Raw genomic sequence first — 25,359 nt, forward strand, 5'->3', positions numbered from 1 at the left:
CCGCCATGAGCACCGACAACCGCTATGCGCCCAACAGCCGTTACTACACGACCGAGACGACGGAGTTTGTCCAGCCCGACTTCACGCGTGTGGTCTATCTGCGCCGACGTTTCGTGCCCGATCCGTCGCGCTTCGTCACGATGCAGGAATACCGCGTGATGGAAGGCGATCACATCGACCGGATGGCCGCCGCCGTGCTCGGCGATCCGCAGCAGTTCTGGCGGCTGCCGGACGCCAACGGCGATCTCGACGCACGCGATCTCGAAGAGGTCGGCCGCCGTATCCGTCTGACGCTGCCCGACGGTATGGGAGGGACGGGCGGTGCTTAAAGGCATGCACGTCACGCTGCTCGTCGGCCCGGCGGTTCCCGTGCCGATGCCGCAACCGGTGATGGAAGCGTTGCAAAGCTTCCAGGTCACGTCGTCGGCCGGCTCGCGCAGCGGCTTTCAAGTGACCTTCGCGGTCGAGAACCGCTCGCCGCTGCACACGCTGCTGGTGCTCGCGGGCGGGCAGGTGCCGTGGTTGCGCGTACTGATCGTGCTGACGATCAACAGCCTGCCGAGCGTGCTGATGGACGGCCTCATCACGAAGCAGGAGATCAGCGGCTCGAACGACCCCGGCGTGAGCACACTGACCGTCACGGGCGAAGACCTTTCGGTGGCGATGGACCAGCAACAGTTCAACGGGCTGCCTTATCCGGCCATGCCGCCGCCAGCGCGCGTGGCGCTGATCGTCGCGAAGTACGCGATGTTCGGCATGGTGCCGCTCGTCATTCCGCAGATATTCACCGACGTGCCGGTACCGGTCGAAAAGATTCCTACCCAGCAGGGCACCGATCTCGCCTACGTCGAGAAGCTTGCCGCGGACGCAGGCCACGTGTTCTATGTGGCGCCCGGTCCCGCGCCCGGCATGAACGTGGCGTATTGGGGACCGGAGATCAAGCTCGGCCTGCCGCAGCCGGCGCTGAACCTCGGCATGGACGCGCACAGCAATGTCGAGACGCTGTCCTTCAGCATCGAGCATGCGAAAAAGGCCATGCCGATCGTGTTCATCCAGAACGCGTTGACCAAGACTCCTATCCCGCTGCCGATCCCCGACATCAGCCTGCTCAATCCGCCGCTTGGCCTGCTCCAGCCGCTGCCGAAGTCAATCAATCTGATGAGCGACACGGCTAAGCTCTCGCCCATGGAAGCGCTCTCGAAGGGCATGGCGGTCGCGGCCGGATCGGCCGATGTCGTGACGGCGACCGGTTCGCTCGATGTGCTGCGCTACGGGACCGTGCTCAAGGCCCGCGAGCTGGTGGGCGTGCGCGGCGCCGGCATGGCCTTCGACGGGCTGTACTACGTCAAGACCGTCAGCAGCACCTTCAAGCCAGGCGAGTTCAAGCAGAACTTCACCCTGACCCGCAACGGCCTGATCTCAACCTTACCGGTGGTGCCGACATGAGCAGCGAAGGCAAATATTTCGGCAAGTATCGCGGCGTGGTGCTGAACAACATCGACCCCATGCAGATGGGGCGCGTGCAGGTCGAGGTGCCCGACGTGCTGGGCGTGGGCCTGTCGAACTGGGCGATGGCCTGCGTCCCGTTCACCGGCAAGCAGGCGGGCGTGTTCTGCGTGCCCCAGATCGGCGCGGGCGTGTGGGTGGAGTTCGAACAAGGCGACGTGGACCATCCCGTGTGGGTCGGCTGCTTCTGGGGCAGCGCAGCGGATGTGCCGGCGTTGGCGCTGGCGGGTGTGCCGGCATCGCCGAGCATCGTGATGCAGACGGGCATGCAGAACGCGCTCATGATCTCGGACCTGCCGGGGCCCGCCGGTGGCATCCTGCTCAAGACGGCGACGGGCGCGTTCATCTCGATCAGCGAGGTGGGTATCACGATCAGCAACGGGCAGGGCGCGACCATCATGCTGACGGGACCGACGGTCAACATCAACGCCGGCGCGTTGACGGTGATGTAGGAGCAATGCGATGCCCGGTTTCATCGTTCATCTCGGCGCCACGGTGATGTGCTCGCACGGCGGGCAGGCAACGCCGACCGCGCCGTTTGCGCGCGTGTTGGTGTCGGGGTATCCGGTGGTCACGCTTGCCGCGCCCTGTGTCATTGCCGGCTGTTCCATGCCGCCGCCCGCCGCCGGCAACGGCCCCTGCGTGAGCGGGCAGTGGCTCACGGGCAGCACCCGGGTGCTGGCGGGCGGGCAGCCGCTCATCGTGCAGTCCAGCAGTTCGGTGTGCGCACCCACCGGCACGCCGATGATGGTCACCGTGACGCAGACGCGTGCGTCCGCGATGTGAGGACGTGACGCCATGGCACTCGACTTCCCGTTCCGCATCGATCCCCGTGGACGCAGCGCCGAAGTCCTGTCGGACGCGCACATCCGCGAAATGATCGAGCAGGTGCTGTTCACGCTGCCCGGCGAGCGGGTCAACCGGCCCGACTTCGGGTGCGGGCTGTTGCAGCTCGTCTTCGCACCCAACAGCGACGCGCTCGCGGCGGCCGTGCAGTCGACGGTCCAGAGTTCGCTGCAGCAATGGCTGGGCGAGCTGATCGAGGTCGATGCCGTGCAGATCGATCATCCCGAGGCGATGCTGGCCGTCACCGTGCACTACATCGTGCGGCGCGATCGAGAGCCGCGGCTCTCCACCTTCACTAGGGCCGTGCCATGAACACCGCGCGGCAACCCCGCACCGACAACCCGCGCCGCATCCAGCTGCTGCGCGACCAGCCGCTGCCGCCGGCGCTCAACGGCATCGACTATCTGGAAGTGGCTTCGAAGGACCAGCGCAGCCTCAAGGTCGTGTTTGTTCATGACATGACGGGGATCACGCGGGCGAACTGCCGTATCGACGGGGGCGTGCGCATTCGCGGCATACAGGTGCTGAGCGCCGTCGCGAACGGCAACGAACTGACGATCACCGTGGATCGGCCGGGAGACTTCTCCTGGTACGACTTCGTCCTGCTTGACCCGGCTGCGCCGGATTTCGCGCCTGCCGGTATCGACCCGGTGCTGGCTAGCGTTCGCTTCAGCTTCAAGGCGCAGTGTCCGTCCGAGTTCGACTGCGAGACTGTCCACGATTGCCCGCCCGCCGCACTGCCCGAGCCGCTCCTCGACTATCTCGCCAAGGACTACGCGAGCTTTCGCCGCCTGATGCTCGACCGGATGGGCCAGCTGATTCCGGGCGGCGCCGAGAGCCATCCCGCCGACTTTTCGGTTGCGCTGGTAGAGATGCTTGCGCACGTGGGCGATCTGCTCAGCTACCGGCAGGACGCCGTCGCGACCGAGGCGTATCTCGGCACTGCGCGGCGTCGTGTGTCGTTGCGCCGGCATGCGCGCCTGCTTGACTACGCCGTGCACGAGGGTTGCAACAGCCGCGCCTTCGTGTGCATCGAGGTCGATCCAAAGGCCGATGGCAAGACGCTGCTGCCCCGAACCAGGCTCGTCACGCGCGGCGGCGATCCCGAACAGATTGTGGTCGGCACGGACGATTTCGCGAAGCAGCCCGAGGACGAAACCGTGGTCTTCGAGACGATGCACCCGCTCACGCTGCTGTCGACGCACAACCGCATCGCGATCCACGCCTGGGGCGATCCGCAGTACTGCCTACCGCGCGGGGCGACGCAGGCGGCTCTCGTCGACGACCCCAAGCTGGCGCTCGCCGCCGGTCAGGTGTTGATCGCCGAAGAGGTGCTCGGCGCGACCACGGGCACGCCCGCCGACGCCGACCCGCGCCATCGCTACGCACTGCGGCTCGTCGGCGTCGATCCGGGTCGCGACGAGCTAACAGGCACCGACCTTCAACTGGTGCGCTGGCATGTCGACGATGCGCTGCCGTTCCCGCTGTGCGTCAGCGCGGAATCCGACGAGGGCGAACTGCGCCAGATCGCGGTGATGCGCGGCAATGCCGTGCTGGCCGATCAGGGCGCGACGCACGCCGCCGAATCCATGCTGCCGCCGCTCGCGCCGGACGGGCGGCCGTACCGCCCGCGCCTGCGCGAGCCCGGCATCGCCTATGCCGAGCCCTACGACCACGCAACCGCGCTGAACGAGGACTGGTCAGCCACGCGCGCGTTGCAGCAGGACCCGCGCGGCGCCGTGCCGGCCGACATGCATCTCGAGACCGACGATCCCGCTCAATCCGGCGATCAGATCCTGGCGGGCGCGACGGCCTGGACACCGCAGCGCGACCTGCTGGCGAGCGATCGCTTCGCACAGGAGTTCGTGGTCGAGACGGAGAGCGATGGCAGCGCCTTCCTGCGTTTCGGCGACAACCACTTCGGCTTGCGGCCGGAGCCGGGTGCGCATCTGCTCGCGAGTTATCGGCAGGGCGGCGGCACGGCGGGCAACGTGGGCGCCGACAGCATCGTGCGTCTGATCTGCGATGACGGCGACATCGCGCCGTACGTGAATGCCGTGCGCAACCCGCTGCCCGCGCAGGGCGGCGCGGACCCGGAGGCCGTGGATGCCGTCAGGTTGTATGCGCCCGAGGCTTTTCGCACGCAGGAGCGCGCGGTGACGGAGGCGGACTACGCCCGCATCGCCGAGCGTCATCCGCAGGTGCAGCGCGCGGCGGCGCGGCTGCGCTGGACAGGCAGCTGGTACACGATGTTCATCAGCATCGATCGCAAGGGCGGCGCGCCGTTGGACAATGCGTTCCGCGCCGTGATGTTGACTCACCTGGAGCGCTATCGCCTCGCCGGCTACGATCTCGCCCTCGACGATCCGGTCTTCGTGCCGCTCGATATCGAACTAGGCATCTGCGTGCTGCCGGGTTACATCGCGGCGGCGGTCAAACAGAGCCTGCTGCAGCGGCTGTCCGACGGCCTCGACGCGCAGGCGCAGCCGGCCTTCTTTCATCCCGATCGCTTTACCTTTGGCACCAGCCTGGCGTTGTCGGGGCTGGTGGAGGCGGCGCAGTCCACTGACGGCGTCGCGTCCGTCGATGTGATCCGCTTCCTGCGCTGGGGCCACACGGATCTGGGCGAGCGCGAAGCAGGCGTGATTCGCGCCGCGCCGCTGGAAGTGCTGCGTCTGGACAACGATCCTAACTTCCCTGAAAACGGCCGGCTGACGCTGACCATGCGAGGTGGCCTGTGACCGACACCACCAACTCCGCCACTTGCGGCTGTTGCGCAGGCGTTACCGTGCTCACGCCGGTGGACGCGCTGAATCCGCCGGGCCAGACCGTGCTGCATTTTCGCGTCGGCACGCAGGCGCGCTTCATGGAAAGCCAGCTCGCGCGGCTGGCCGCTCCGGTGGAGTTGCAGGCGCTGACCACGCGCGATCGCGGCGATCCCGCGTTGGCCTTGCTGGATGCGTGGTCGAGCGTGCTGGATGTGTTGAGCTTCTATGAGGAACGCATCGTCAACGAGGGCTTTTTGCGCACCGCCACCGAGCGGCGCTCGGTGCTGGAGCTGGCGCGCGGCATCGGCTATGAACTGCGGCCAGGCGTGGCGGCTTCCACATTCCTCGCCATCACGCTGGAAACCGCGCCCGGCGCGCCGCCAGAGGCACGCGTGGACGCCGGCACCAAGGCGCAGAGCGTGCCCGCGCAGGGCGAACAGCCGCAGGTCTTCGAAACAGTCGAGGACTTGCAGGCGCGCGCAGCGTGGAATGCGCTCGAAGTCGTGCACGACGAGGCCGCGCCGCCGCACTGGGGCGGCGCGACGCTTTATCTGCAAGGCCAGTCCACGCGCCTGTCCCCCGGTGACCCCTTGCTGGTGATCGGCGATGAGCGTCGTCTGCAACCGGGCAGCGAGCAATGGGATTTCCGCCGCGTCGGGCGCGTGCAGGTCGTGCCGCCCGCGCAACCCAGCGGCGATCCACAGGCGGGTACGACCGTGGTGACGCTGGACCGGCCGCTCGGCTCCGTCGCGCCGCACGTGGACCCGGCGCTCAGCGCGCCACGCTGTTATGCGTTACGCACGAAGGCCGCGCTGTTTGGCCAGGCCGCGGCCGCCTGGCGGGCGATGCCGCGTAGCCTGCGCGCGGCGTTTCTCAGTATCGACAACGTGGACGATCATGCCGTCGATATCGCCAAGGTGAACGAGTGGCCCGATTTCACGGTGGAAGGCGTCTCCGGCGCGAAGGACACGGTTCTTCTGGACGCGAGCTATCCGAAGATCGTCCGTGGCGGCTGGGTGGTGCTGTCGACCCCCGCGTACGACGAAGTGTTCAAGGTGACGCAGGTGCGGGAGGACGGGTGCACGGCGTTCGGATTGAGTGGCAAGAGTACGCGTCTGACGCTGAGCGGAGAGGGCCTCTCCGAGCATTTCAACAACCAGCTGCGAAGCACGTCGGTGTATGGCGAATCAGTCGAACTCGCGTGGGCGACGCGGCCGCGCTCCGGGTTCATCGACGGACACGTGCTGACGCTGGCGGGCAGCGAGCCGGACCTGACGGCAGGGCGCTGGCTGGCCCTCAGCGGTCACATCCTGGCCGATGTGCTGGACAACGGCGACGTGCGCCGCCGCCTACGCGCGGCCGATCATCTGGCCGCGGTGGAACTGGCGCGCGACGAGGCGAGCGCGGCCATCACCTTCACCGATGGCGAGCGGATGACCGCGACGCTGCAGCGGGCGAGCGAAGTCGTACAACTCACCCGCAATGATGTGATCGGCGGCCGTTCGCAACTCACTTTGTCGGCCGATCTGCTACACGCCTATTTGCCGGTGACGCTGCGCATCAATGCGAACGTGGTCGCGGCCACGCACGGCGACAGCAAGCAGATGAAGATCCGGCCCGAGGTGCTCGGCAGCGGCAACGGCAGCGCCGCGTTCCAGCGGTTCCAACTGCAGCAGAAGCCGCTGACTTACGTATCGGCGCCGACGCCGTCCGGCACGCAGGCCGCGCTCGACGTGCGCGTGGACGGCGTGCTCTGGCACGAGGCTGCGCGCATCACGGAGCTGGGGCCGAACGACAGCGAGTATCTGCTGCGCCGGGCCGATGACGGCACCGTGACGCTGACCTTCGGCGATGGCATGCGCGGCCGGCGGCTGCCGAGCGGCCAGATGAACGTGCAGGCGCGATATCGCGTTGGCATCGGCGCGGCGGGCAATCTGAAGGCGGGCCAAATCAGCATGCTGCTCGAACGCGCGCTGGGCGTGAAGGACGTCGTCAATCCGGTTCCGGCTACGGGCGGGGCCGATCCCGAGGTGCTCGCCGACGCGCGCCGCAATGCACCGCTTACGATGCTGGCGCTGGATCGCATCGTGTCGCTGCGCGACTTCGAAGATTACGCCGCGGCATTCGCCGGGGTCGGCAAGGCGCAGGCCGTGTGGCTGTGGGACGGCGAGCAGCGTCTCGTGCACCTGACCGTGGTGGGACTGGACGGCGCGGACATCGAAGCGGGTTCGGATCTCTTTCGCAATCTGTTGGCCTCGATCGACAACGTCCGGCCCGCGCATCAGGCGCTGCGCATGGAATCCGGCGAAGTGCTTCGCTTCGGTCTTACCGCGCGGCTCCGGATCCTGCCGGACTACGCGGGAGACAAGGTGCTGCCCGCCGTGCGCGCGGCGCTGTCCGATGCGTTTGGTTTTCTGCAGCGCGGCTACGGCCAGTCGCTCTCGGGCAGCGAGGCGCTGAGCGTGATCCAGCGCGTGCCAGGCATCGAGCGCGTGGACCTAGATGTCCTGCGTTCACATCCCGGCGGTTCAGTCGCGGGACCGGATGGGCGCCTGCGTGCTCGCGGTGGGCGCTGGCAGGGCGCGCAGATCCGCCCAGCGCAATTGCTGTTGATCGATCCCGCCGATGTCGTGCTGACGGAGCTCAGTTCATGAACACGCTCGACGCCGAGTTCCTTTTCAGCCGCCTGCCGGCGTTCTACCAGCAGCGCGACGCCGAAGCGGGCGGCCCGCTGCGCGCCTTGCTGACGGTGATCGCGGAACAGGGCGCGGTGCTCGACGACGACATCTCGCGTCTTTACGATAACTGGTTCATCGAAACCTGCGAAGACTGGATCGTCGCCTATATCGGCGATTTGCTGGGCGTGCGCGGCCTGTATTCGGTCGCCGGCACGTCCGCGTCCGGCCAGCGCGCGCACGTCGCCAACACGCTGGCGTTGCGCCGCCGCAAGGGCACGCTGCCGGTGCTCGAACAACTGGCGATGGATACAACCGGCTGGCGCGCGCACGCAGTCGAATTCTTCCAGTTGCTCAGTACCACGCAATATCTGAATCATCCGCGCCTCGCGAATGTGCGCACGCCGGATTTGCGTCACGCGGCGTCGCTCGAACGCACCGACGGCCCGTTCGACCTCAGCGCGCATACCGCCGACACGCGGGCGCTGCCGGCTGGACGCTACAACATCCCCAACATCGGCATCTACGTCTGGCGACTGCAAGCCTATGCCGTGCAGCGCGGCACGGCGCGAGCGGTCACCACGCGGCCCGGTTTCTTCACGTTCGATCCGATCGACCGGAGTTTCGGCGACGACCTGCCGCCCGCCGAAGGACGGCTCTACAACCGTCCCCGCACCGGACGCCAGATCACCGACCTGTCCCAGCCCGTCAACGTGCCGGAACCACTGTCGCGCCGCGTGCTGCATGACGAGCTGACGGCGCTGCAGGCCGCGCTCGCCGAAGGAAAAAAGCCGCAATCCAGCTACTTCGCGACGGAAAGCGGCGGCCCGGTGCTGAGGCTCTGGCTGGATGGCGCGGAAGTGCCGGACGACAAACTGGTCGTGTGCAACCTGCGTGCGTTGGCCGGCGCGGCGCCGGAGGAGTGGCGCAGGCCGCCGGCCGGCTTGGTGGGCTTCGATCCGGTGCTGGGGCGCATCGCGCTGCCGGCGGGACAGGCGGTGGCGACAGTCGAAGCCGCCTATGCGTATGGGTTTCCCGGCGACGTGGGCGGCGGCCCGTACGACCGGCGTCCCGCACGGCGCGAGGACGAGGCGGATTTCGGCATGTTCGATCCCACGCACTTTTCCACCTTGCGCGTGCCGGACGATCACGCAACGCTCGCCGATGCGCTGGCGGCGCTCGTCGTCGGCGAGCGCACGCTGATCCGGCTAAACAGCGACGCGACCGAGGCGATCGCGCCCGATCTGCATCTGCCCGACACGGAAGTCGTCATCGAGGCATCCAATCTGCGCCGGCCCGTGCTGATCGGAGACTGGAAGATTCGCGGCAATGCCAACACGCGCGTCGGGCTTTCGGGGCTATGGGTCGACGGTCAGGTACGTCTGCAAGGCGCGCTGCGCTCGCTAGACGTGCGTCATTGCAGCCTCTCGCCGGGCCGGGGCGGCATCCGCCACACCGGAAACGGCGCGACGCTGTCGATCATGTTGAGCAACAGCATTTGCGGACCGGTGCGCGCGACGAAACCGATCGCGGGCGTGGCGGCCAGTGCCTGCATCTTCGATGGCAGTGATAGCGGCGTCGCCTTCGATTTTCCCGACGCGGCGCTGGGACTCGACCGTTGCACGATCTTCGGCACCACCGCGGCCGGCGAGCTCGATGCGGGCAACAGCATTTTCAACGCAACAGTGACGATCGAGCGTTGCCAGCAGGGCTGCGTGCGTTTCTCATATGTGCCCGTCGATTCCGTCACGCCACGCCGCTACCGATGCCAGCCCGAGCTCGCGATGCATGGCACGCTCAAGCTGTCGCTGCAAAAGCAGAAGGCGGAGCGTCTGCGGGTAACGCCCACCTATACCTCGGTCGTCTACGGAAGCGCGGCCTACGCGCAACTGCGCCTGACGAGCGGGCCGGAAATCCTGCGCGGCGCGGAGGACGGTGGCGAAATGGGCGTGTGGAATCTGCTGCAGCAAACCCAGCGCGAGGCCAACCTGCGCCAGGCGCTCGACGAGTATCTGCGCTTCGGCCTGGACGCCGGGGTCATTTTCGTGAACTGATCCGGGAACAACGACATGAAAGCAGACCTGACCCGATCGACCGATCGCCCCGACCAGCACTATCGAGCCGTGCGCATGCAGCAGGGGCGGGTGCAGCTCGACGCGGAGTGGAACGAGCAGCAGGACATCCTGAACCGCCGCATCGAGACTGAGACCCACGACACGCTCGGCGAGGGCGCGGCTGCGCCGATCACCGGCGGCGGCTTCTTGCTGACCGGCGCGGGAGACAACGTGACCATCGGCTCGGGCCGCTGCTACGTGCAGGGCCTGCTGTGCGAAGCGGGCGCAGAACTCACCGTGATCGCTCAGCCGGGCGTCCCGTTCAACGTGTCGCCGGTCGTGCCCGAAGGCCAGAGCCTGCTGGCGCTGCCGCCCGCGAACGCGGCCGCGCTCACAGCAATCAAGGTCTATGACGGCAAGGGTGTGGCCGTCGCGCCCGCCGATGGCTCGTATATTGGCTATGTGGAGGCCTGGTTGCGGCATGTTACTGCGCTCGAGGACGCGCTGATCCGCGAGGTGGCGCTGGGCGTGCCGGACACGACCACACGCGACCAGCTCGTCTGGCAGGTGAAGGTGCTGCGCGCGGGCGACCTGGCCACGCCCCTCACCTGCCTGACCGACGAACCTTGGCTCGGCTTTACGGCCGCGCCCGACGGCACGTTCGCGGCGCGCGCCGAGCCTGCCGTGCCGCCGAAGGACCCCTGCCTGCTCACGCCCGAGGCGGGCTACCGGCGGCTGGAGAACCAGCTCTATCGCGTGGAGATCCACGACGATGGCAGCGTATCCGGCGACGTGCGCTACAAGTGGTCTCGCGATAACGGCAGCATCGTTACGCGCGTGACGCGCTGGCTGGGCGAACCCACCGCCGATGAATTTGAAGTCGCGAGCATTGGGCGGGATGCGACGCTGGCCATCACGGCGGATTGCTGGGTCGAGTTCTTCGACGACACGCACGACCTGCTTGGCCAGCCCGGCGTGCTCGTGCAGGTGTTGAAGACGGCCGGCAATGTCGTCACTGTCGATCTGGCGACCAGGACCGGCGCGCTGGACAAGGCGCGCTTCGGCGCGAATCCGCGCGTGCGGCGCTGGGAGAACTGGGCGCAGATGGCGCCGGCCGCGTCCGCCACGGCCGGCGGCTGGGACAAGCTGGAAGACGGCATCGAAATCAAGTTCACGCCGGGTCGCTATCGTATCGGCGACTACTGGACGGTGCCCGCGCGCACCGCGACGGCGGACATCGAATGGCCGCAGGACGATGCTGACAAGCCGCGTTTTCTCGCGCCGCAGGGCATCATGCGTGCCTTCGCGCGTCTCGCTGTTCTCAAGTGTCAGGGCGGCGTGTGGACCACAATATCGGACTGCCGACGTCTGTTTCCGGCTTCGAGCGAACTGACGAACCTCTATTACGTCGGCGGCGACGGCCAGCGCGTGATGCCCGACCTGATCGCGCCCGTTGCTGCGGCGCTGCCGCAGCCGCTGGAAGTGGCGGTGTTCAACGGGCAGTTTCCGGTGGCGGGCGCGCAGGTGCGCTTTACGGCGAGCGACGGCGCGCTGCCGAATATGACACTGGAACAGATTGTGAACACCGGCGCCGACGGCGTGGCGGCCATCCACTGGAGCATTGCACCTACAGCGACTTCGCAGACCTGCGTCGCGCAACTGCTGGAGGCGGGCAGCCCTGCGGCAGGCAAGTTCAACCGGATCGATTTTTCCGCTGGCACCCTGACCGCTGCGCAGGTCGCCTACGATCCCGCGAAGTGCGCCGATGCATCGGCGGCTGGAATCGGCAACGTGCAGGAGGCGCTCGACGCGTTGTGTCAAATGGAACACGCAGGCGGCGGAGGTTGCTGCCGGACAGTGGGCGAAAACGGCGATTTCCCGACGCTCGATGTCGCCCTCCGCAAACTGCTCCAGAAGGAATCGGACATCTGCTTGTGCCTGCTGCCGGGCGAGCACCACTTCTCGGACGAACTGGTCCTCAATGCGCCGCCCGGCGTGCATTTGCACGTGCACGGCGCGGGTCAGGCGAGCCGACTGATCGTCGACAAGCAGGAGTTTGATCTGTTCGACTTCGCATCGGTCACGTTCGAGGACTTCGAGATTCAATGGACGCGCAGCTGGGCCGTGCTGCGGATGGAAGGCTGCGCCGCCGTGCGTTTTACGCATATGGGTCTGTCGGGCTTCACATCCAAGGGCGGCGGTCTCCTGAAGATCGGCGACGCGATGACGCTCGAAATCACCGGCTGCCGGATCAGTGGCTACGCGGGCGAAACCTTGCCTGACCATCAGACGCAACTGTTCACCAGAATGCCGTCGCTCAAGCTCATGGAAGCGGCGTTCACTGTGGACGATGGCCGCGTCTTCGCGCCCATCGATCCGGAAATCGCGAAGACCGTGGCGTCGCTCGGCGACGGGCCGCGCAAGCGGATGAGCGAGCAGATCGCGACCGTGCTGCGCGCGGGCGAAACCGGCGAGTTCCCACTCGGTGCCGAAGAGACCGCTGGCCTCATGCAACTGGCGGCCGATCTGCAGTCAAAAACGCTTGCGCGCGGCATGCTGGGGACGCTCGATCAATGGCGCACCGGCGTGCTGCTGAGCCACGGCGGCGAGGCGGTGACCTTGCTGGATGCGCGCGCGCAGACGCTTATCGCCGATAACGTCCTGAACGGCAGCTTGTCGCTCTACGGCGAATTCACCGAGATGCGGTTGCCCAATCTCGACACTCTTCACTCGTTGAGCGAGAGGATCAAGAAAGGCGACGTCACCCTGTCTGCCGGGCGCGGCCGCCTGCACTTGCGCAGCAACGTTCTGCGCGGCGTGCGCCTCGGCGACGAGCGCGTGACGCAACTGCTGGAGCGGCTGCATGGCGACGGCGCGATCACCGATTGCTACCGCAGCCTCGTCGCAGACGCGAACGTGTTTACCGCGGACACGGCAGATCTGCTGGCCATCGACGCCGCGCTCACCAACAACTCGTTCGAGACGAGTGGCGACGTCGGCAATGTCATTGCCAGCAAGGGCAAGTACATGGGCAACTTCGCAACCGACGGCCTCAGGCTGATCGCGATCGGGCATGCGCCGGATCAGTTCGGCAACGCGCCGTTGTATATCATGGCGGTGTAATGCCGGCGCGGGAGCGTTGGTCGCAGTCTCCGCTTGTCGGATGACGCTCGACTAGCGTACTGAGCTGCGGCTCGAAAATGGGTTGTGTCGTGATAACAATTACAGTAGGAGCAAAGTTCTAAGGCGAAGAACTGCTCAACTCCGCGAGGAGACTTAGGGAACACCGACTGTCGAAGGCTGACAAGGGAACGACCGACGGCGAGGACAGGGGCGTCCGCCGACGCTGCCCGGTCTTGGTCAGGCGATCGCTTCCAAGCGGCCGCTGGCATCGCGTCAGTTCAGCGGCCGCGAAGCGGGAGGCTGTGTGAAAACGCCCTGATCGCTTAGACTGAATCGACATATTCAGCTGAGGTGGGCGGATGAAGCGATTCATAGAAGGCGAAGACCGCAAGCAGGTCATTCTGCTTTTTTGCTCAGGCGAGCGTGGCCATAGACGGCAGCAAATTCAAGGCAGTCAACGCGCACGATCGCAACTTCACCCGCGTCAAGCTCGACAAGCGCATTCAGCAGATTGATCAGTGTATCGAGCGTTATCTGACCGCGATGGAGACGGCCGACCGTCAGCCATCCGAAGTTGCCGAAGCGAGAGCAATCCGTTTCCTGGCTTTGCGGGACTTTATGGAAACTTCTGAATGGTAATCCTGGCGGAGGCGGTGAGATTCGAACTCACGGAAAGATTGCTCCTTCGCCGGTTTTCAAGACCGGTGCCTTAAACCACTCGGCCACACCTCCAAGCCTTAAATTGTAACCTGAAAAACCCTCTCTGCGGCGCCCGGTCGAACTGCAATCACTGCGGATCTTTCAGAAACAGCTCTTGCAAATCGTTCAGGAACGCCTGGCCGAGCGGCGTCGGCGCAATCTTTTCGTGATCGCGCGTGATCAGCTTGCGTCGTTCGGCTTCCTGCAAAGCCGGTTCGATCGACGTCATCGACATCCCCGTGCGCTCGATGAACCGATGCACCGGAAACCCTTCCACCAGTCGCAGCGCGTTCAGCATGAACTCGAACGGCAGATCGCGCGGGCCGACTTCATGCTCTTCCTGCACTGCCGTGCCGGCCGTCGCCTGCTCGATGAAGGTAGTCGGATGCTTATAGCGCGCCTGACGCAGCACGCGGTTCGGAAACGATAGCTTCGTATGCGCGCCCGCACCGATGCCGAGATAGTCGCCGAAGCGCCAATAGTTCAGATTGTGCTTGCTCTGCCGATGCGGCTGCGCATACGCCGACACCTCATAGCGCTCGTAACCGGCAGCGGAAGTGCGCTCATGAATCCAGTCCTGCATATCGGCGGATGCATCGTCGTCGGGCAGGGCGGGCGGGAACTTCGCAAACAATGTGTTCGGTTCGAGCGTCAGGTGATACAGCGACAAATGCGGCGGCGCGAACGACAACGCCGTCTCGACATCGGCCTGGCATTCGGCGAGCGTCTGCCCCGGCAGCGCGAACATCAGGTCGAGATTGAAGTTGTCGAAGGTGGTCGCAGCCACTTCGACGGCATGGCGCGCCTGCGCCGAGTCGTGAATGCGGCCGAGCGCCTTCAGATGCGCTTCGTTGAAACTCTGGATGCCCACCGAAAGCCGGTTCACGCCGCTCGCGCGAAACTGCGCGAATTTGGCGGCTTCGAACGTCCCGGGGTTGGCTTCGAGCGTGATTTCCGCGTCGGCGTCGAGCGGCAGCAGCGCGCGCACGTCGGACAGCATGCGATCGAGTCCGGCCGCCGAAAGCAGGCTGGGCGTGCCACCGCCGATAAACACCGTGTGCACCTGCCGCCCCCAGACCAGCGGCAGCGCCATCTCGAGATCGGCGCGCAAGGCGTCGAGATACTCGTTCTCCGGGAACGCGTCGCCTTTCCATTCGTGCGAGTTGAAATCGCAATACGGACACTTGCGCACGCACCACGGAAAATGCACGTACAACGCCAGCGGCGGCAGCGACGTCAGCCGGATGCTGCCCGGTGACGTGAAGGCCTTGATGACGCCGTTACCGATATCGGCGGGCGCCGGTTTGATCGGAATCACGCTTCCTCCGTCAGACGCGCGAGCAGTTGCCGCAACGCAATCGCGCGATGGCTGCTGGCGTTCTTCACCGCCGGTTCGAGTTCGGCGGCACTCGCATTCAGCGACGGCAAGAAGAAGTACGGGTCGTAGCCGAATCCATGCGCGCCACGCGGCGCGTCCAGCATTTCGCCATGCCAACGGCCTTCGGCGATCAGCGGCTCGGGATCGTCGGCGTAACGCACCAACGCCAGCACACAAAAGTAGTATGCGCGTCGATCGGTTTCGTTTTGCAACGCCGAAACGAGGCGTGCGTTATTCGCCGCATCGCTCTTTTCGCCACCGGCGAGTTGCGCGTAGCGCGCCGAATACACACCCGGTGCGCCGCGCAGCGCGCGCACACAAAGGCCCGAGTCGTCAGCGAGCGCGGGCAGGCCGGTCAGCTTCGACGCGTGGCGCGCCTTGGTCAGCGCGTTTTCGACGAAGGTCGGATGCGGCTCCTCGGCTTCCGGCACATTCAGCTCGCCTTGCGGAATCAGTTCGATGCCGGCCGCGCCGAGCAACGCCGCGAACTCGCGCAGCTTGCCCGCGTTGTTCGACGCCAGCACGACTTTCTTCAACGGCGAAGCGGATACGGCCGCGCCATTGTTTTGACTCACTTCATTCACCCTTTTGCTCCAGCGCTGCTTTCTGCTTCGCGATCAGCGTATCGATACCGTCGCTGGCCAGATCCAGCAGCGCGTTCATTTCGTCGCGCGAGAACGCCACACCTTCAGCGGTGCCCTGAATTTCGACAAAGCCGCCCGCGCCCGTCATCACGACGTTCATGTCGGTGTCGCATTGCGAGTCTTCGTCGTAGTCGAGATCCAGCACCGGCAGGCCGTCGTACACGCCCACCGAAATCGCCGCGACATAATCGGTGATCGGCGAGCTTTCGATGCGGCCCGTGGCCAGCAGTTTGGCCACTGCGTCATGCGCGGCCACGAACGCGCCGGTGATGCTGGCCGTACGCGTGCCGCCGTCGGCCTGGATCACGTCGCAATCGATATGCAGCGTGCGTGCGCCGAGCTTCTCCAGATCGAACACCGAGCGCAGCGCGCGGCCGATCAGTCGCTGGATTTCCTGGGTGCGGCCGGTCTGTTTGCCGCGTGCGGCCTCGCGGTCGCTGCGCGTATGTGTGGCGCGCGGTAGCATGCCGTATTCGGCGGTGAGCCAGCCTTGGCCGCGATCACGCAGAAACGACGGCACGCTTTCGGCGATGCTCGCGGTGCAGATCACTTTCGTATCGCCGAATTCGACCAGCACCGAGCCCTCCGCGTGCTTCGTGTAGTGGCGCGTGATGCGCACGTCGCGCAGCTGATTGGCCTTGCGGCCGCTGGGGCGTTGGGTGTTGTTGGTCATGTTGGGATCGGTCAGGAAGAAAAGCAGGAGGGAAAGCGCGATTTTACAGCCGATCGGGCGAGGCGGCTGTCCGCATCCACCTTGCCTCTCCAAGGGGTCTCATCGCCAAAGATGGGATAATGCCGTTTCCCCGCCCCGCGTCTCGTACACGCCGGGCGATTCGACTCTCCGGCCATCGTTGAATGCATGGCCACAATCGCGAGAAATACGATGATCTACAGCATGACTGGCTATGCGAGCGCCACGCGCGAACTCGTCGCGGCCTCGGGCACAGGTGGCGTGAGCGTATCGGTCGAATTGCGCACCGTGAACTCGCGCTTTCTCGATCTGAACTTCCGCATGCCGGAAGACGTGCGCGTGTGCGAACCCACGCTGCGCGAAATGCTGATGAACAAGCTGTCGCGCGGCAAGGTCGATATCCGCATCAACCTGCAACGCAGCGAACAGTCCGCCAACGCGGGTTCGATCAGTCATGACGCGCTCACGCAACTCGCACTGCTCGAACGCTCGGTGCTCGCGACGTTTCCGGAAGCGGAACGCCTGCGCACAGGCGAAATTCTGCGCTGGCCTGGCATACTGGCCGAAAGCGGCGTGGCGCCTGAAGTGTTGCGCGACGCCGTGCTCGCCTGCGGCAAGCAGGCCATCACGGACCTGATCGACGTGCGCGCCCGCGAAGGCGCGCAACTGGCGACGATGCTGATCGCCAACGTTACCGAAATGGAAGCGATCGTCACGAAGATCACGCCGCTCGTGCCGGAACTGATCGCCAAGCATCAGCAGAAAATTGTCGAACGCTTGCAGGAAGCGCTCGGCATCGCCGCGCCGGATACGGCCGCGACGATCGTCTCGCGTGAAGAGATCAACGAGCGGATTCGCCAGGAAGTGACGATGTACGGCATCCGTATCGACATCGCCGAAGAACTGTCGCGCCTCACGGCTCACCTGAACGAAACGCGTCACGTGATCCAGAAGGGTGGCAAGGTCGGCAAGCGCCTCGACTTCATGATGCAGGAACTCAACCGCGAAGCGAACACGCTCGGTTCGAAGGCGGCCGCGAAGGAACTGGCGGATTCGTCGATGACCCTGAAGCTGCTCATCGAACAGATGCGCGAGCAAGTACAGAATCTGGAATAAGGCTGGAGCCACGCCAACATGACCGACCATCACCACACGCGCGAAACGCCGCGCAATCCGTACGCCGGTGCTTACCCCGGCAACCTGTTCATGGTCGTCGCGCCGTCGGGCGCGGGCAAGTCGACGCTCGTGAACGCGCTGCTCGCGGGCGACGACGCGATCCGTCTGTCGATCTCGTACACGACGCGTCCGCCGCGTCCGAAGGAGCAGGACGGCGAGCACTACCACTTCACGACCGTCGACGATTTCATGAAGCGTCATGATGCCGGCGAGTTTCTGGAAAGCGCGGAAGTGCACGGCAACTACTACGGCACCTCGCGTGTGTGGATCGAGGACCAGATGAAAAGCGGCCATGACGTGCTGCTCGAAATCGACTGGCAGGGCGCGCAGCAGGTGAAAAAGCAGTTTCACAACGCGGTCGAAATCTTCATCTTGCCGCCGTCGCTCGAAGCGCTCGAAGAGCGTCTGAAGAAGCGCGGCCAGGACGAGCCGAACGTGATCACACGCCGGCTGCTGGCGGCCGGCAGCGAGATGGCGCACGCGGCGGAAGCGGAGTATGTGGTGATCAACGAGAAGTTCGAACGCGCGCTCAGCGAACTGCAGTGCCTCGTGGCCGCGACGCGTTCGCGCTTCGCCTCGCAATACGCGCGCCACACGCAGCTTTTCGTGCAGCTCGGGATTCACCTGCCACACGCGTAAGCGCGGCGGTGTACCGAGCACATAAGGTAGAATAAGCAACATACTGAGAAGGAAACCAACATGGCCCGCATTACCGTCGAAGACTGCCTCAAACAGATTCCGAACCGTTTCGAACTCGCGCTTGCCGCAACCTATCGCGCGCGTCAGCTCGCTCAAGGCCACACGCCGAAGATCGAAAGTCGCGACAAGCCCACGGTCGTCGCACTGCGCGAAATCGCAGCCGGCCAGGTTGGCGTCGAAATGCTGAAGAAGGTGCCTGTTTAAGGCGCACTGTTCCGTTTTCGATTACGCGTTTGCCAAACCTGTTTGCCACACGCTTTTGCTGCACCTATTTGCCGCACGTAATCGCATCAACGTGCAGACCGGCGTCCAACCCTAACCGCTACGGAGGCGATCATGAGTGCTACCCCGCCCACCGCCACGGAAGTGGAACACGACGCTGACTCGCCCTCGTCTGCACGGAAGTACATCGACGCGGTCCTTGAACAGTCGTTTCGCCATCTGTTCGGGCCGACCGCCACGCCGGAGCAACCGCGCCGGCATGACGTCGTTTCCATCGCCAAACTGACGTCCGCCTTGTCCGGCTATCTGCAGCCGGAAGAGATCAAGGACATCAAGTCGGCCTTCCATTTCAGCGACGAAGCCCATCTCGGCCAGTACCGCCAGAGCGGCGAGCCGTACATCACGCATCCAGTCGCCGTCGCGGAAATCTGCGCCGGCTGGAATCTCGACGCCCAGGCGCTCATGGCGGCGCTGCTGCACGACGTGATGGAAGACCAGGGCGTGACCAAGGCCGAACTCGCCGAGCGTTTCGGCGCGAAGGTCGCGGAACTGGTCGACGGCTTGTCGAAGTTGGACAAGATGGAGTTTCGCAATCGCGAGGAAGCGCAGGCGGAAAACTTCCGCAAGATGCTGCTCGCGATGGCGCGCGACGTCCGCGTGATTCTGGTCAAGCTCGCCGACCGGCTGCACAACATGCGCACGCTGGGCGCGGTGCCGCCCGAAAAGCGCCGCCGCGTGGCGCGCGAGACGCTGGATATCTATGCGCCGATCGCCCACCGGCTCGGCCTGAACAATACTTATCGCGAGCTGCAGGACCTGAGTTTCGCGAACTTCAACCCGCACCGGTACGCCACGCTCGAAAAAGCCGTCAAGGCGGCACGCGGCAACCGGCGCGAAGTGGTCGGCAAGATTCTCGAATCGGTGCAGCGCGCAATTGCCGACGCGAAGCTCGACGCCGAAGTCACCGGCCGCGAGAAAACCATCTTCAGTATCTACAAGAAGATGCGCGACAAGCAGTTGTCGTTCTCGCAGGTGCTCGACGTGTACGGCTTCCGCGTCGTGGTGGAAAGCGCGCTCGAGTGCTACACCTGCATCGGTGCGCTGCATGCGCTGTACAAACCCGTGCCGGGCAAGTTCAAGGATTACATCGCGATCCCAAAGGTGAACGGCTATCAGTCGTTGCACACCACGCTGGTTGGCCCGTTCGGCGCGCCGATCGAGTTTCAGGTGCGCACGCGCAAGATGCACGAGATCGCCGAAGCAGGCGTGGCCGCGCACTGGCTGTACAAGAACGGCGGCGCGGACTTGAATGACGTGCAGAAGCGCGCGCACCAGTGGCTGAAATCGCTGCTCGACATTCAGAGCGAAGCCGGCGACTCGAGCGAATTCCTCGAGCACGTCAAGATCGACCTGTTCCCGGACGCGGTCTACGTGTTTACGCCCAAGTCGAAGATCATGGCGCTGCCGCGCGGCGCCACGGCGCTCGACTTCGCGTATTCGATCCATAGCGACCTGGGCAACCAGTGCGTCGCGGTGAAGATTAACAATGAACTGCTGCCGCTGCGTACCGAGTTGAAGAGCGGCGATATCGTCGAAGTCATCACCGCACCGTATTCAAAGCCGAATCCAGCGTGGCTCGGATTCGTGCGCACTGGCAAGGCGCGCTCGGCGATCCGCCATTATCTGAAGACCATGCGTCTGAACGAGTCTGTCCAGCTCGGCGAGCGTCTGGTCGACCAGGCGTTGAAGGGCTATGGGCTGGCGCTCTCGGATGTGACGCCGGAAGCGTGGGAAAAGCTCGTGCAATGGACGGGCAACAAGAACCGTCAGGAAATTTTCGCGGACATCGGTCTCGGCCGGCGTGTCGCGGCGGTCATGGCCAAGCGCATCGAAGTGCTGATGAGCGGCCGCGACGCCGACGACGACGGCTCGCGCTCCCACTCCGATTTGCCGCCTGCGCCGCCGGTCGTCATCACCGGCACGGAGGGCATGTCGGTGCAACTGTCCGCGTGTTGCCGTCCGATTCCGGGCGACGACATCATGGGCTATATCGGCATCGGCCTCGGTATGGCGATCCACACCACGGATTGCCGTGTTGCGCAGCGAATCCACCGGCGCGATCCGGGCCGCTGGATCGACGTCGCATGGGCACCGCAACCGGGGCGTCTGTTCGACGTCGCGGTGAAGGTGCTGGTCAAGAACACCAAGGGCGTGTTCGCCCGCGTGGCGGCGGATATCACCTCGGCGGATGCCAACATCGTCCACATTGCAATGGACGAAGACCTGTCGCAGGAATCCACGGTGCTGCGCTTCGTGATCCAGGTGAGCGACCGTGTCCATCTGGCCAACGTCATGCGCCGGGTTCGCACGAACCCGGACGTCATGCGCATTGCGCGCGAACGGCCGAGCGAGGAAGGCCATCACCGTCACGACGGCGGGATGCGAATCGACCGCGAGCGGGCGGATTACTGATTGCCGGCGGTTGCCCCGAGCGGGTCTCGGGGCGCGTCCAATCTCCTTCATTCGAATCTGAACGCACCGGCTACGCGCGAGTCTCACCTGAAACTCAGGGAGAACGCTTGTGAACGTAGCTGACCTCACCGGACTGGCACTCGATTATTGGGTCGCCCGCAGCCTGCACGACTTCGTGCGCGAAATCCACTTTACCGATAGCGGCGAGACCGTCTCGATTCGCGGCAATGACCGTGGTCGTCCGTGGGATGGCCGTTTTACGCCGTCTACCTCATGGGAAGCCGCGGCGGCGGTGCTGGAGCGCGCGCAGCGGCTGGAAGTGCGTGAGCGGACTGCGCTAGGCGCGGCACACTGCGTCGCGGAATTCGAAGGCGGACACCGAACCGTGGAAGGGCGGGGCGACTCGTTGCGGGTCGCGTTGCTGCGGGCGTTCGTCGAAAGTCGTTTTGGCGATACCGTGGGCGATGTGCTGCGCGAGGCGCAGGCGGTGAGCGGTGAAGACGCGCAGCCGATCGGCGAGCAGACGGCGGGCAGTTCATTCGTCGACTTGCCGAGCCCGGACGGGCAGATCGGGGATATTCAGTCGGCGCCGCGATAAAAGGGCGTGCTTGGTTGCCGCCGAGGCCTTTGGGTGCAGAGAGACCCAGCGAAGCCGGAATCGACGGACAAAAAACAAAGGGCCTTCCGATCGGAAGGCCCTTTGTAGGTGGTGCGGCTGGCAGGATTCGAACCCACGACCCCTTGGTTCGTAGCCAAGTACTCTATCCAACTGAGCTACAGCCGCACGCTAAACGGTGATGCTTACTGCACTGAAACTGGGGCAAAACGTAAGGGCCTCCCCGGAGGGAGGCCCTCGAATAAGTGGTGCGGCTGGCAGGATTCGAACCCACGACCCCTTGGTTCGTAGCCAAGTACTCTATCCAACTGAGCTACAGCCGCACGCAGAAACGAGATTATAGCAAAGGTTTTGAAAAAGGGAAGCATGTAACTGCGATTTGTCTCATAGTCGTGATCGTGTACCCTTGATAGGCAGTCGCTTGCTGCAGTTACCGGACCATCATGAACAAGGCCTTTGTCAAAGAGTCGAGCGAAGAGAATGACGACGACCTCGACGTCGCCCAGCCGGACGTTCCCGCTGGTACGAAAAACTACATCACGCCCGCCGGCTACCGGCGCATGCGCGATGAACTACTGCATCTGATCGACGTCGATCGGCCGGAAGTGGTCAAGCTGGTGTCGTGGGCGGCCTCGAACGGCGATCGCTCCGAGAATGGTGATTACATCTATGGCAAGCGCCGGTTGCGCGAAATCGATCGGCGCATCCGTTTTCTGACCAAACGCCTGGATCTCGCGGAAATTGTCGACAGCAGCAAGCAGGAGAATGTCGACCAGGTTTTCTTCGGCGCGGCTGTCGAATATGCGACGGAAGATGGCGAGGAGCATATCGTCACGATTGTCGGCATCGACGAGGTCGATCTGGATATCGGCCACGTGAGCTGGATCTCGCCGATTGCGCGCGCGCTGCTCAAGGCGAAAGTCGGCGATACGGTTACGTTGTACACACCGGCCGGCCCGCAGCCGATCGACATACTCGACGTCAAATATCCGCCGCCTGATACGGGCGGTTGAGTCACGTCTGACAGGCGGCCCGATGTGCTCGCCTGTCGCCTCCCGCGCCATGGCATAAAAAAGGCGCCGCGAACGGCGCCTTTGAGACCGCGGATACTACCCGCAGCTTTAGAAGCGGTGACGCAGACCTGCGGTCACAGCGACTTGCTTGTTGTTGCCCGAAGCGGCCAGACCGTTGATGTCGGCATCGACCACAGCGTTTTCGTTGACTTGCTGATACTCGCCTTGCAGGTACACGTCGGTACGCTTGGACAGGGCGTACGCGGTTTGCAGGTTGAACTGGTTCCAGTGCGGACGCGTGCCAGCGAGGCTCGCGCGGGTGTACGTGTACGAACCGGCAATGCTGACCGCCGGCGTCAGCGCATAGCGAGCGTTCGCTTCAAAGTTCTGGAAGTGAGCGCTGTTGTTGCCGAAGGCAATACCTGCCGTTTGACCCGATGCACCAGCGCCGATACCGGCCAGGCTCGACAGGTTGGTTTGCGAGTACACGAGGCCGACCGTTGCCGGGCCGAACGCGTAGTTAGCACCCGCGCCCCACGTTTGCTGGCGGCCGGCGAAGAACGTGTTGTCGCTCGACACTGCGCCACCCGAATTGAATGCAGCAGCCGCGCCGGTTGCGCCGTTGCTGTTCAGTTGCAGGTAAGCAGCGGCGACGTTCAGGCCGCCCCAGTTGTACGACGCGCCTGCGCTGTACGCGCGGTTGTTCGCGAAGCCGTCAGCCTGGTTCGAGAAGCCATACAACGCGCCGAACTTGAAGCCGCCGTAGTTGGCGCTCTGGTATTTGACTGAGTTGTTGACGCGGAACGAGTTGTTCAGGTTGTCGTTGTCGAACGGATGCGCGAACTGCGTGCCGCCGTATTGCGTGCCGGTCAGTGCCAGCGGGCCAACGTAGTCAACCATGCTGTCATATTGACGGCCGAGAGTGACGGCGCCGAACTGGTCGCTCGTCAGACCCACGAACGCTTGACGGCCGAATTCGCGGCCACCTTGCTTGAGCGTGCCGTCATTGATGCCGAAGCCGTTTTCCAACGTGAAGATGGCCTTGAGACCGCCGCCCAGATCTTCAGATCCACGCAGGCCCCAGCGGCTGCCGTTCACCGAACCGCTCGTTTCCTGCCAGTTGCTGTGACCGTGCTGGTTGTTGGTATAGGTGATGCCGGCGTCGATCAAGCCGTACAACGTCACGCTGCTTTGCGCATGCGCGGCCGTTGCGAAAACGCCCGTGAGGGCGGCGACCATGAGTGTCTTTTTCATCTTGTAACTCCGAGAGCGAGAGTGGGCGTTGAACCCAGGCTTAGGGAGACCTTTCACGCGGGCGCTGCGAGAGGCGTAATCCGAGTGAGATGCGCGGTGAACAAAATCGCGCTGGTTTCCGGTTAGGCAGAGTGTAGAGAGACACTTCGCACAGTGGACATTCCGATTTCCGCAATAAAGTATTACGCGTTCGGAAACGATATACGAATGTCATTCAAGCCTTATGAATAAAGGCTTCCAGCGATTTTAGCGAGATCGGAGCGATGCGATGATGCAGTGGCGTTGCTGATTCGCGACACTAATCGATGCAAAAAAACAACGTAATAAAACGTAAAAAAGAGATTGTTGTCGTTACTGAAACAGATGATTGTTAATTATGTGAATAATCGAAATGGCACTGAGCCGGTATACTGAAATTTCTGCTTTCCGAAGCAGACTTTTTCGTTGACGAAAAAGATCTCCAAACCTTTGTCGGCGCGACTTCCCAGTCGCGCTTTTTTTTGCCTGTGTTCCGCCGATTGATGGCGGAGTCAGTGCGCAGGCGCTGCGCCATCCACCTCGTCCCAGTCGTCCGCTACCGAGACGCTCCAGTCTTCCATGACGTAGCGACGCGCGTCCATGGGTGACGACAGCAGGTTCTGCCAATGATCTCCGTGCCACATGGGATCGATTTCGAAGATGGACGGCGTGTCCGCGACCGGTGCGGATTGTTCGGAAGCCGTGTTTGCGTGCGAGTGGGTCAGCCCGGTAAAGAGGCGGCGGATTTGGTTGAACAGCATGGCAATCTCCCTAATGCGCGTTGCTACCACTACTGAATTCAATCTTCCGGCCGTGAACGCGGTGCAGCAAGTCGGACAAACACTTACGGAAAACATCTTTTGTTACATATTTTCAGCAACGTACTGAAAATTTTCCCACTATCAGGCATCTCATGGTCACGTGGGTAATATTGACTTGGTCTGATTATTTAGATCGGACTGAATATGCGCTTGAGATTTTTAAGCCAATAGCGGAGCCTTATCGTATAGCGTGATAAACGCATATCGAGAATTCGCTTGACGGAAATTCTTCGTTCCCCGTATAACGGCAATGCTGAATTTTGCCCGCTTGTTCGATTGGATGGCGTGACCGTGGTATTCGGCTTTGAGGGCAATGACCGATTTTGATAATCCTCTAGGGAAACTGAAAAATGGAAATTGGTATCGTCAAATGGTTCAACGATGCTAAGGGCTTTGGCTTCATCACGTCGGATTCGGGCGGTGAAGATCTGTTCGCGCACTTTTCGGAGATTCGCGCGGAAGGCTTCAAGTCGCTGAAAGAAAACCAACGCGTCTCGTTCGACGTCAAGGCCGGCCCGAAGGGTAAGCAAGCGGCGAACATCCAGCCGTTGTAAGCCCGTCAACGCGGCGCGGCGCTTGGCCGGGCGGCAGAACGCACGAAAGCCTTCGCAAAACGCGAGGGCTTTTTTATGCTGAATTGATATTGGTCGCAGCAATCGGTTTTAACTATCCGGTTCGGAATGT

The 25,359-nt window shown here is 63.8% G+C and carries 21 protein-coding genes, 3 tRNA genes and 1 pseudogene; 17 read left to right on the forward strand and 8 right to left on the reverse strand.

The window, feature by feature from the left end; all coding sequences use genetic code 11:
• Nucleotides 1–5 precede the first annotated feature (5 nt).
• The 10 genes and pseudogenes from PQR32_RS27290 to PQR32_RS27335 all read left to right on the forward strand — a co-directional run.
• Nucleotides 6–329, forward strand: a complete 324-nt coding sequence (locus tag PQR32_RS27290) for a LysM domain-containing protein (protein WP_408234212.1) — start codon at nucleotides 6–8, stop codon at nucleotides 327–329.
• A gap of 4 nt (nucleotides 330–333) precedes the next feature.
• Entirely contained in the window at nucleotides 334–1,446 is a 1,113-nt protein-coding gene (locus tag PQR32_RS27295) for a hypothetical protein (protein WP_408234215.1), read from the forward strand.
• Nucleotides 1,443–1,958, forward strand: a complete 516-nt coding sequence (locus tag PQR32_RS27300; protein WP_408234218.1) for a phage baseplate assembly protein V — start codon at nucleotides 1,443–1,445, stop codon at nucleotides 1,956–1,958. Before PQR32_RS27295 ends, PQR32_RS27300 begins: the two co-directional genes overlap by 4 nt.
• A gap of 10 nt (nucleotides 1,959–1,968) precedes the next feature.
• Nucleotides 1,969–2,292, forward strand: coding sequence for a hypothetical protein (locus PQR32_RS27305; protein WP_408234221.1), 324 nt, complete (start codon nucleotides 1,969–1,971; stop codon nucleotides 2,290–2,292).
• 12 nt (nucleotides 2,293–2,304) lie between these two features.
• Nucleotides 2,305–2,664 carry a GPW/gp25 family protein gene (locus PQR32_RS27310; RefSeq protein ID WP_408234224.1) on the forward strand — a complete coding sequence of 120 codons (360 nt, stop codon included), beginning with the start codon at nucleotides 2,305–2,307 and terminating at the stop codon, nucleotides 2,662–2,664.
• Nucleotides 2,661–5,093, forward strand: a complete 2,433-nt coding sequence (locus PQR32_RS27315) for a putative baseplate assembly protein (RefSeq protein WP_408234227.1) — start codon at nucleotides 2,661–2,663, stop codon at nucleotides 5,091–5,093. The genes PQR32_RS27310 and PQR32_RS27315 overlap by 4 nt, the downstream gene beginning before the upstream one ends.
• On the forward strand, nucleotides 5,090–7,774 hold the full coding sequence (locus PQR32_RS27320; protein WP_408234230.1) for a putative baseplate assembly protein: 2,685 nt from the start codon (nucleotides 5,090–5,092) through the stop codon (nucleotides 7,772–7,774). Before PQR32_RS27315 ends, PQR32_RS27320 begins: the two co-directional genes overlap by 4 nt.
• Complete coding sequence (locus tag PQR32_RS27325) at nucleotides 7,771–9,849, forward strand: hypothetical protein (protein ID WP_408234233.1); 2,079 nt, start codon at nucleotides 7,771–7,773, stop codon at nucleotides 9,847–9,849. Before PQR32_RS27320 ends, PQR32_RS27325 begins: the two co-directional genes overlap by 4 nt.
• 15 nt (nucleotides 9,850–9,864) lie before the next feature.
• Nucleotides 9,865–12,972 carry a DUF6519 domain-containing protein gene (locus PQR32_RS27330; RefSeq protein ID WP_408234236.1) on the forward strand — a complete coding sequence of 1,036 codons (3,108 nt, stop codon included), beginning with the start codon at nucleotides 9,865–9,867 and terminating at the stop codon, nucleotides 12,970–12,972.
• 408 nt (nucleotides 12,973–13,380) lie between these two features.
• A pseudogene (locus PQR32_RS27335) lies at nucleotides 13,381–13,569 on the forward strand (IS5/IS1182 family transposase); the annotation flags it as partial.
• Nucleotides 13,570–13,614: 45 nt separating this feature from the next.
• On the opposite strand, the gene PQR32_RS27340 reads toward PQR32_RS27335, so the two are convergent.
• The 4 genes from PQR32_RS27340 to rph all read right to left on the reverse strand — a co-directional run bounded on the left by PQR32_RS27340 (nucleotide 13,615) and on the right by rph (nucleotide 16,366).
• Nucleotides 13,615–13,704 (reverse strand) — tRNA-Ser (locus PQR32_RS27340).
• 55 nt (nucleotides 13,705–13,759) lie between these two features.
• Nucleotides 13,760–14,989, reverse strand: a complete 1,230-nt coding sequence (gene hemW, locus PQR32_RS27345; RefSeq protein ID WP_408234239.1) for a radical SAM family heme chaperone HemW — start codon at nucleotides 14,987–14,989, stop codon at nucleotides 13,760–13,762.
• Complete coding sequence (rdgB, locus tag PQR32_RS27350; RefSeq protein ID WP_408234242.1) at nucleotides 14,986–15,633, reverse strand: RdgB/HAM1 family non-canonical purine NTP pyrophosphatase; 648 nt, start codon at nucleotides 15,631–15,633, stop codon at nucleotides 14,986–14,988. Before rdgB ends, hemW begins: the two co-directional genes overlap by 4 nt.
• Entirely contained in the window at nucleotides 15,626–16,366 is a 741-nt protein-coding gene (rph, locus tag PQR32_RS27355; RefSeq protein WP_408234245.1) for a ribonuclease PH, read from the reverse strand. Before rph ends, rdgB begins: the two co-directional genes overlap by 8 nt.
• 210 nt (nucleotides 16,367–16,576) lie before the next feature.
• Between rph and PQR32_RS27360 the strand changes: the two genes are divergently transcribed.
• From PQR32_RS27360 to PQR32_RS27380, 5 genes are all read left to right on the forward strand, one after another.
• A complete protein-coding gene (locus PQR32_RS27360) occupies nucleotides 16,577–17,500 on the forward strand; it encodes a YicC/YloC family endoribonuclease (protein WP_408234248.1) in 924 nt (307 codons plus the stop codon).
• An 18-nt stretch (nucleotides 17,501–17,518) separates the two neighbouring features.
• On the forward strand, nucleotides 17,519–18,199 hold the full coding sequence (gene gmk / locus PQR32_RS27365; protein ID WP_408182429.1) for a guanylate kinase: 681 nt from the start codon (nucleotides 17,519–17,521) through the stop codon (nucleotides 18,197–18,199).
• A gap of 60 nt (nucleotides 18,200–18,259) precedes the next feature.
• Complete coding sequence (rpoZ, locus tag PQR32_RS27370) at nucleotides 18,260–18,463, forward strand: DNA-directed RNA polymerase subunit omega (RefSeq protein ID WP_006025620.1); 204 nt, start codon at nucleotides 18,260–18,262, stop codon at nucleotides 18,461–18,463.
• Between the two features lie 132 nt (nucleotides 18,464–18,595).
• Nucleotides 18,596–20,953, forward strand: a complete 2,358-nt coding sequence (locus tag PQR32_RS27375) for a RelA/SpoT family protein (protein WP_408234251.1) — start codon at nucleotides 18,596–18,598, stop codon at nucleotides 20,951–20,953.
• Between the two features lie 109 nt (nucleotides 20,954–21,062).
• Nucleotides 21,063–21,551, forward strand: a complete 489-nt coding sequence (locus tag PQR32_RS27380; RefSeq protein WP_408234254.1) for a phage protein NinX family protein — start codon at nucleotides 21,063–21,065, stop codon at nucleotides 21,549–21,551.
• A 109-nt stretch (nucleotides 21,552–21,660) separates the two neighbouring features.
• Here the strand turns inward: PQR32_RS27380 and PQR32_RS27385 are convergent.
• A tRNA-Arg gene (locus PQR32_RS27385) sits at nucleotides 21,661–21,737 on the reverse strand.
• 78 nt (nucleotides 21,738–21,815) lie between these two features.
• A tRNA-Arg gene (locus tag PQR32_RS27390) sits at nucleotides 21,816–21,892 on the reverse strand.
• Between the two features lie 120 nt (nucleotides 21,893–22,012).
• Between PQR32_RS27390 and greB the strand changes: the two genes are divergently transcribed.
• Entirely contained in the window at nucleotides 22,013–22,582 is a 570-nt protein-coding gene (gene greB / locus PQR32_RS27395; protein WP_408234257.1) for a transcription elongation factor GreB, read from the forward strand.
• A gap of 108 nt (nucleotides 22,583–22,690) precedes the next feature.
• Here greB and PQR32_RS27400 read toward each other — a convergent pair whose 3' ends face one another.
• Together PQR32_RS27400 and PQR32_RS27405 are read right to left on the reverse strand one after the other, a co-directional pair.
• Nucleotides 22,691–23,836, reverse strand: coding sequence for a porin (locus PQR32_RS27400; RefSeq protein ID WP_408234260.1), 1,146 nt, complete (start codon nucleotides 23,834–23,836; stop codon nucleotides 22,691–22,693).
• A gap of 530 nt (nucleotides 23,837–24,366) precedes the next feature.
• The gene (locus PQR32_RS27405) at nucleotides 24,367–24,615 is read right to left on the reverse strand and encodes a hypothetical protein (RefSeq protein WP_408234263.1); all 249 of its coding nucleotides are present in this window, start codon (nucleotides 24,613–24,615) and stop codon (nucleotides 24,367–24,369) included.
• Between the two features lie 410 nt (nucleotides 24,616–25,025).
• On the opposite strand from PQR32_RS27405, the gene PQR32_RS27410 reads away from it, so the two are divergent.
• A complete protein-coding gene (locus PQR32_RS27410) occupies nucleotides 25,026–25,229 on the forward strand; it encodes a cold-shock protein (protein WP_408234266.1) in 204 nt (67 codons plus the stop codon).
• Nucleotides 25,230–25,359 lie beyond the last annotated feature (130 nt).

This window comes from Paraburkholderia dipogonis, from assembly GCF_046027395.1.
Classification (GTDB): domain Bacteria; phylum Pseudomonadota; class Gammaproteobacteria; order Burkholderiales; family Burkholderiaceae; genus Paraburkholderia; species Paraburkholderia dipogonis_A.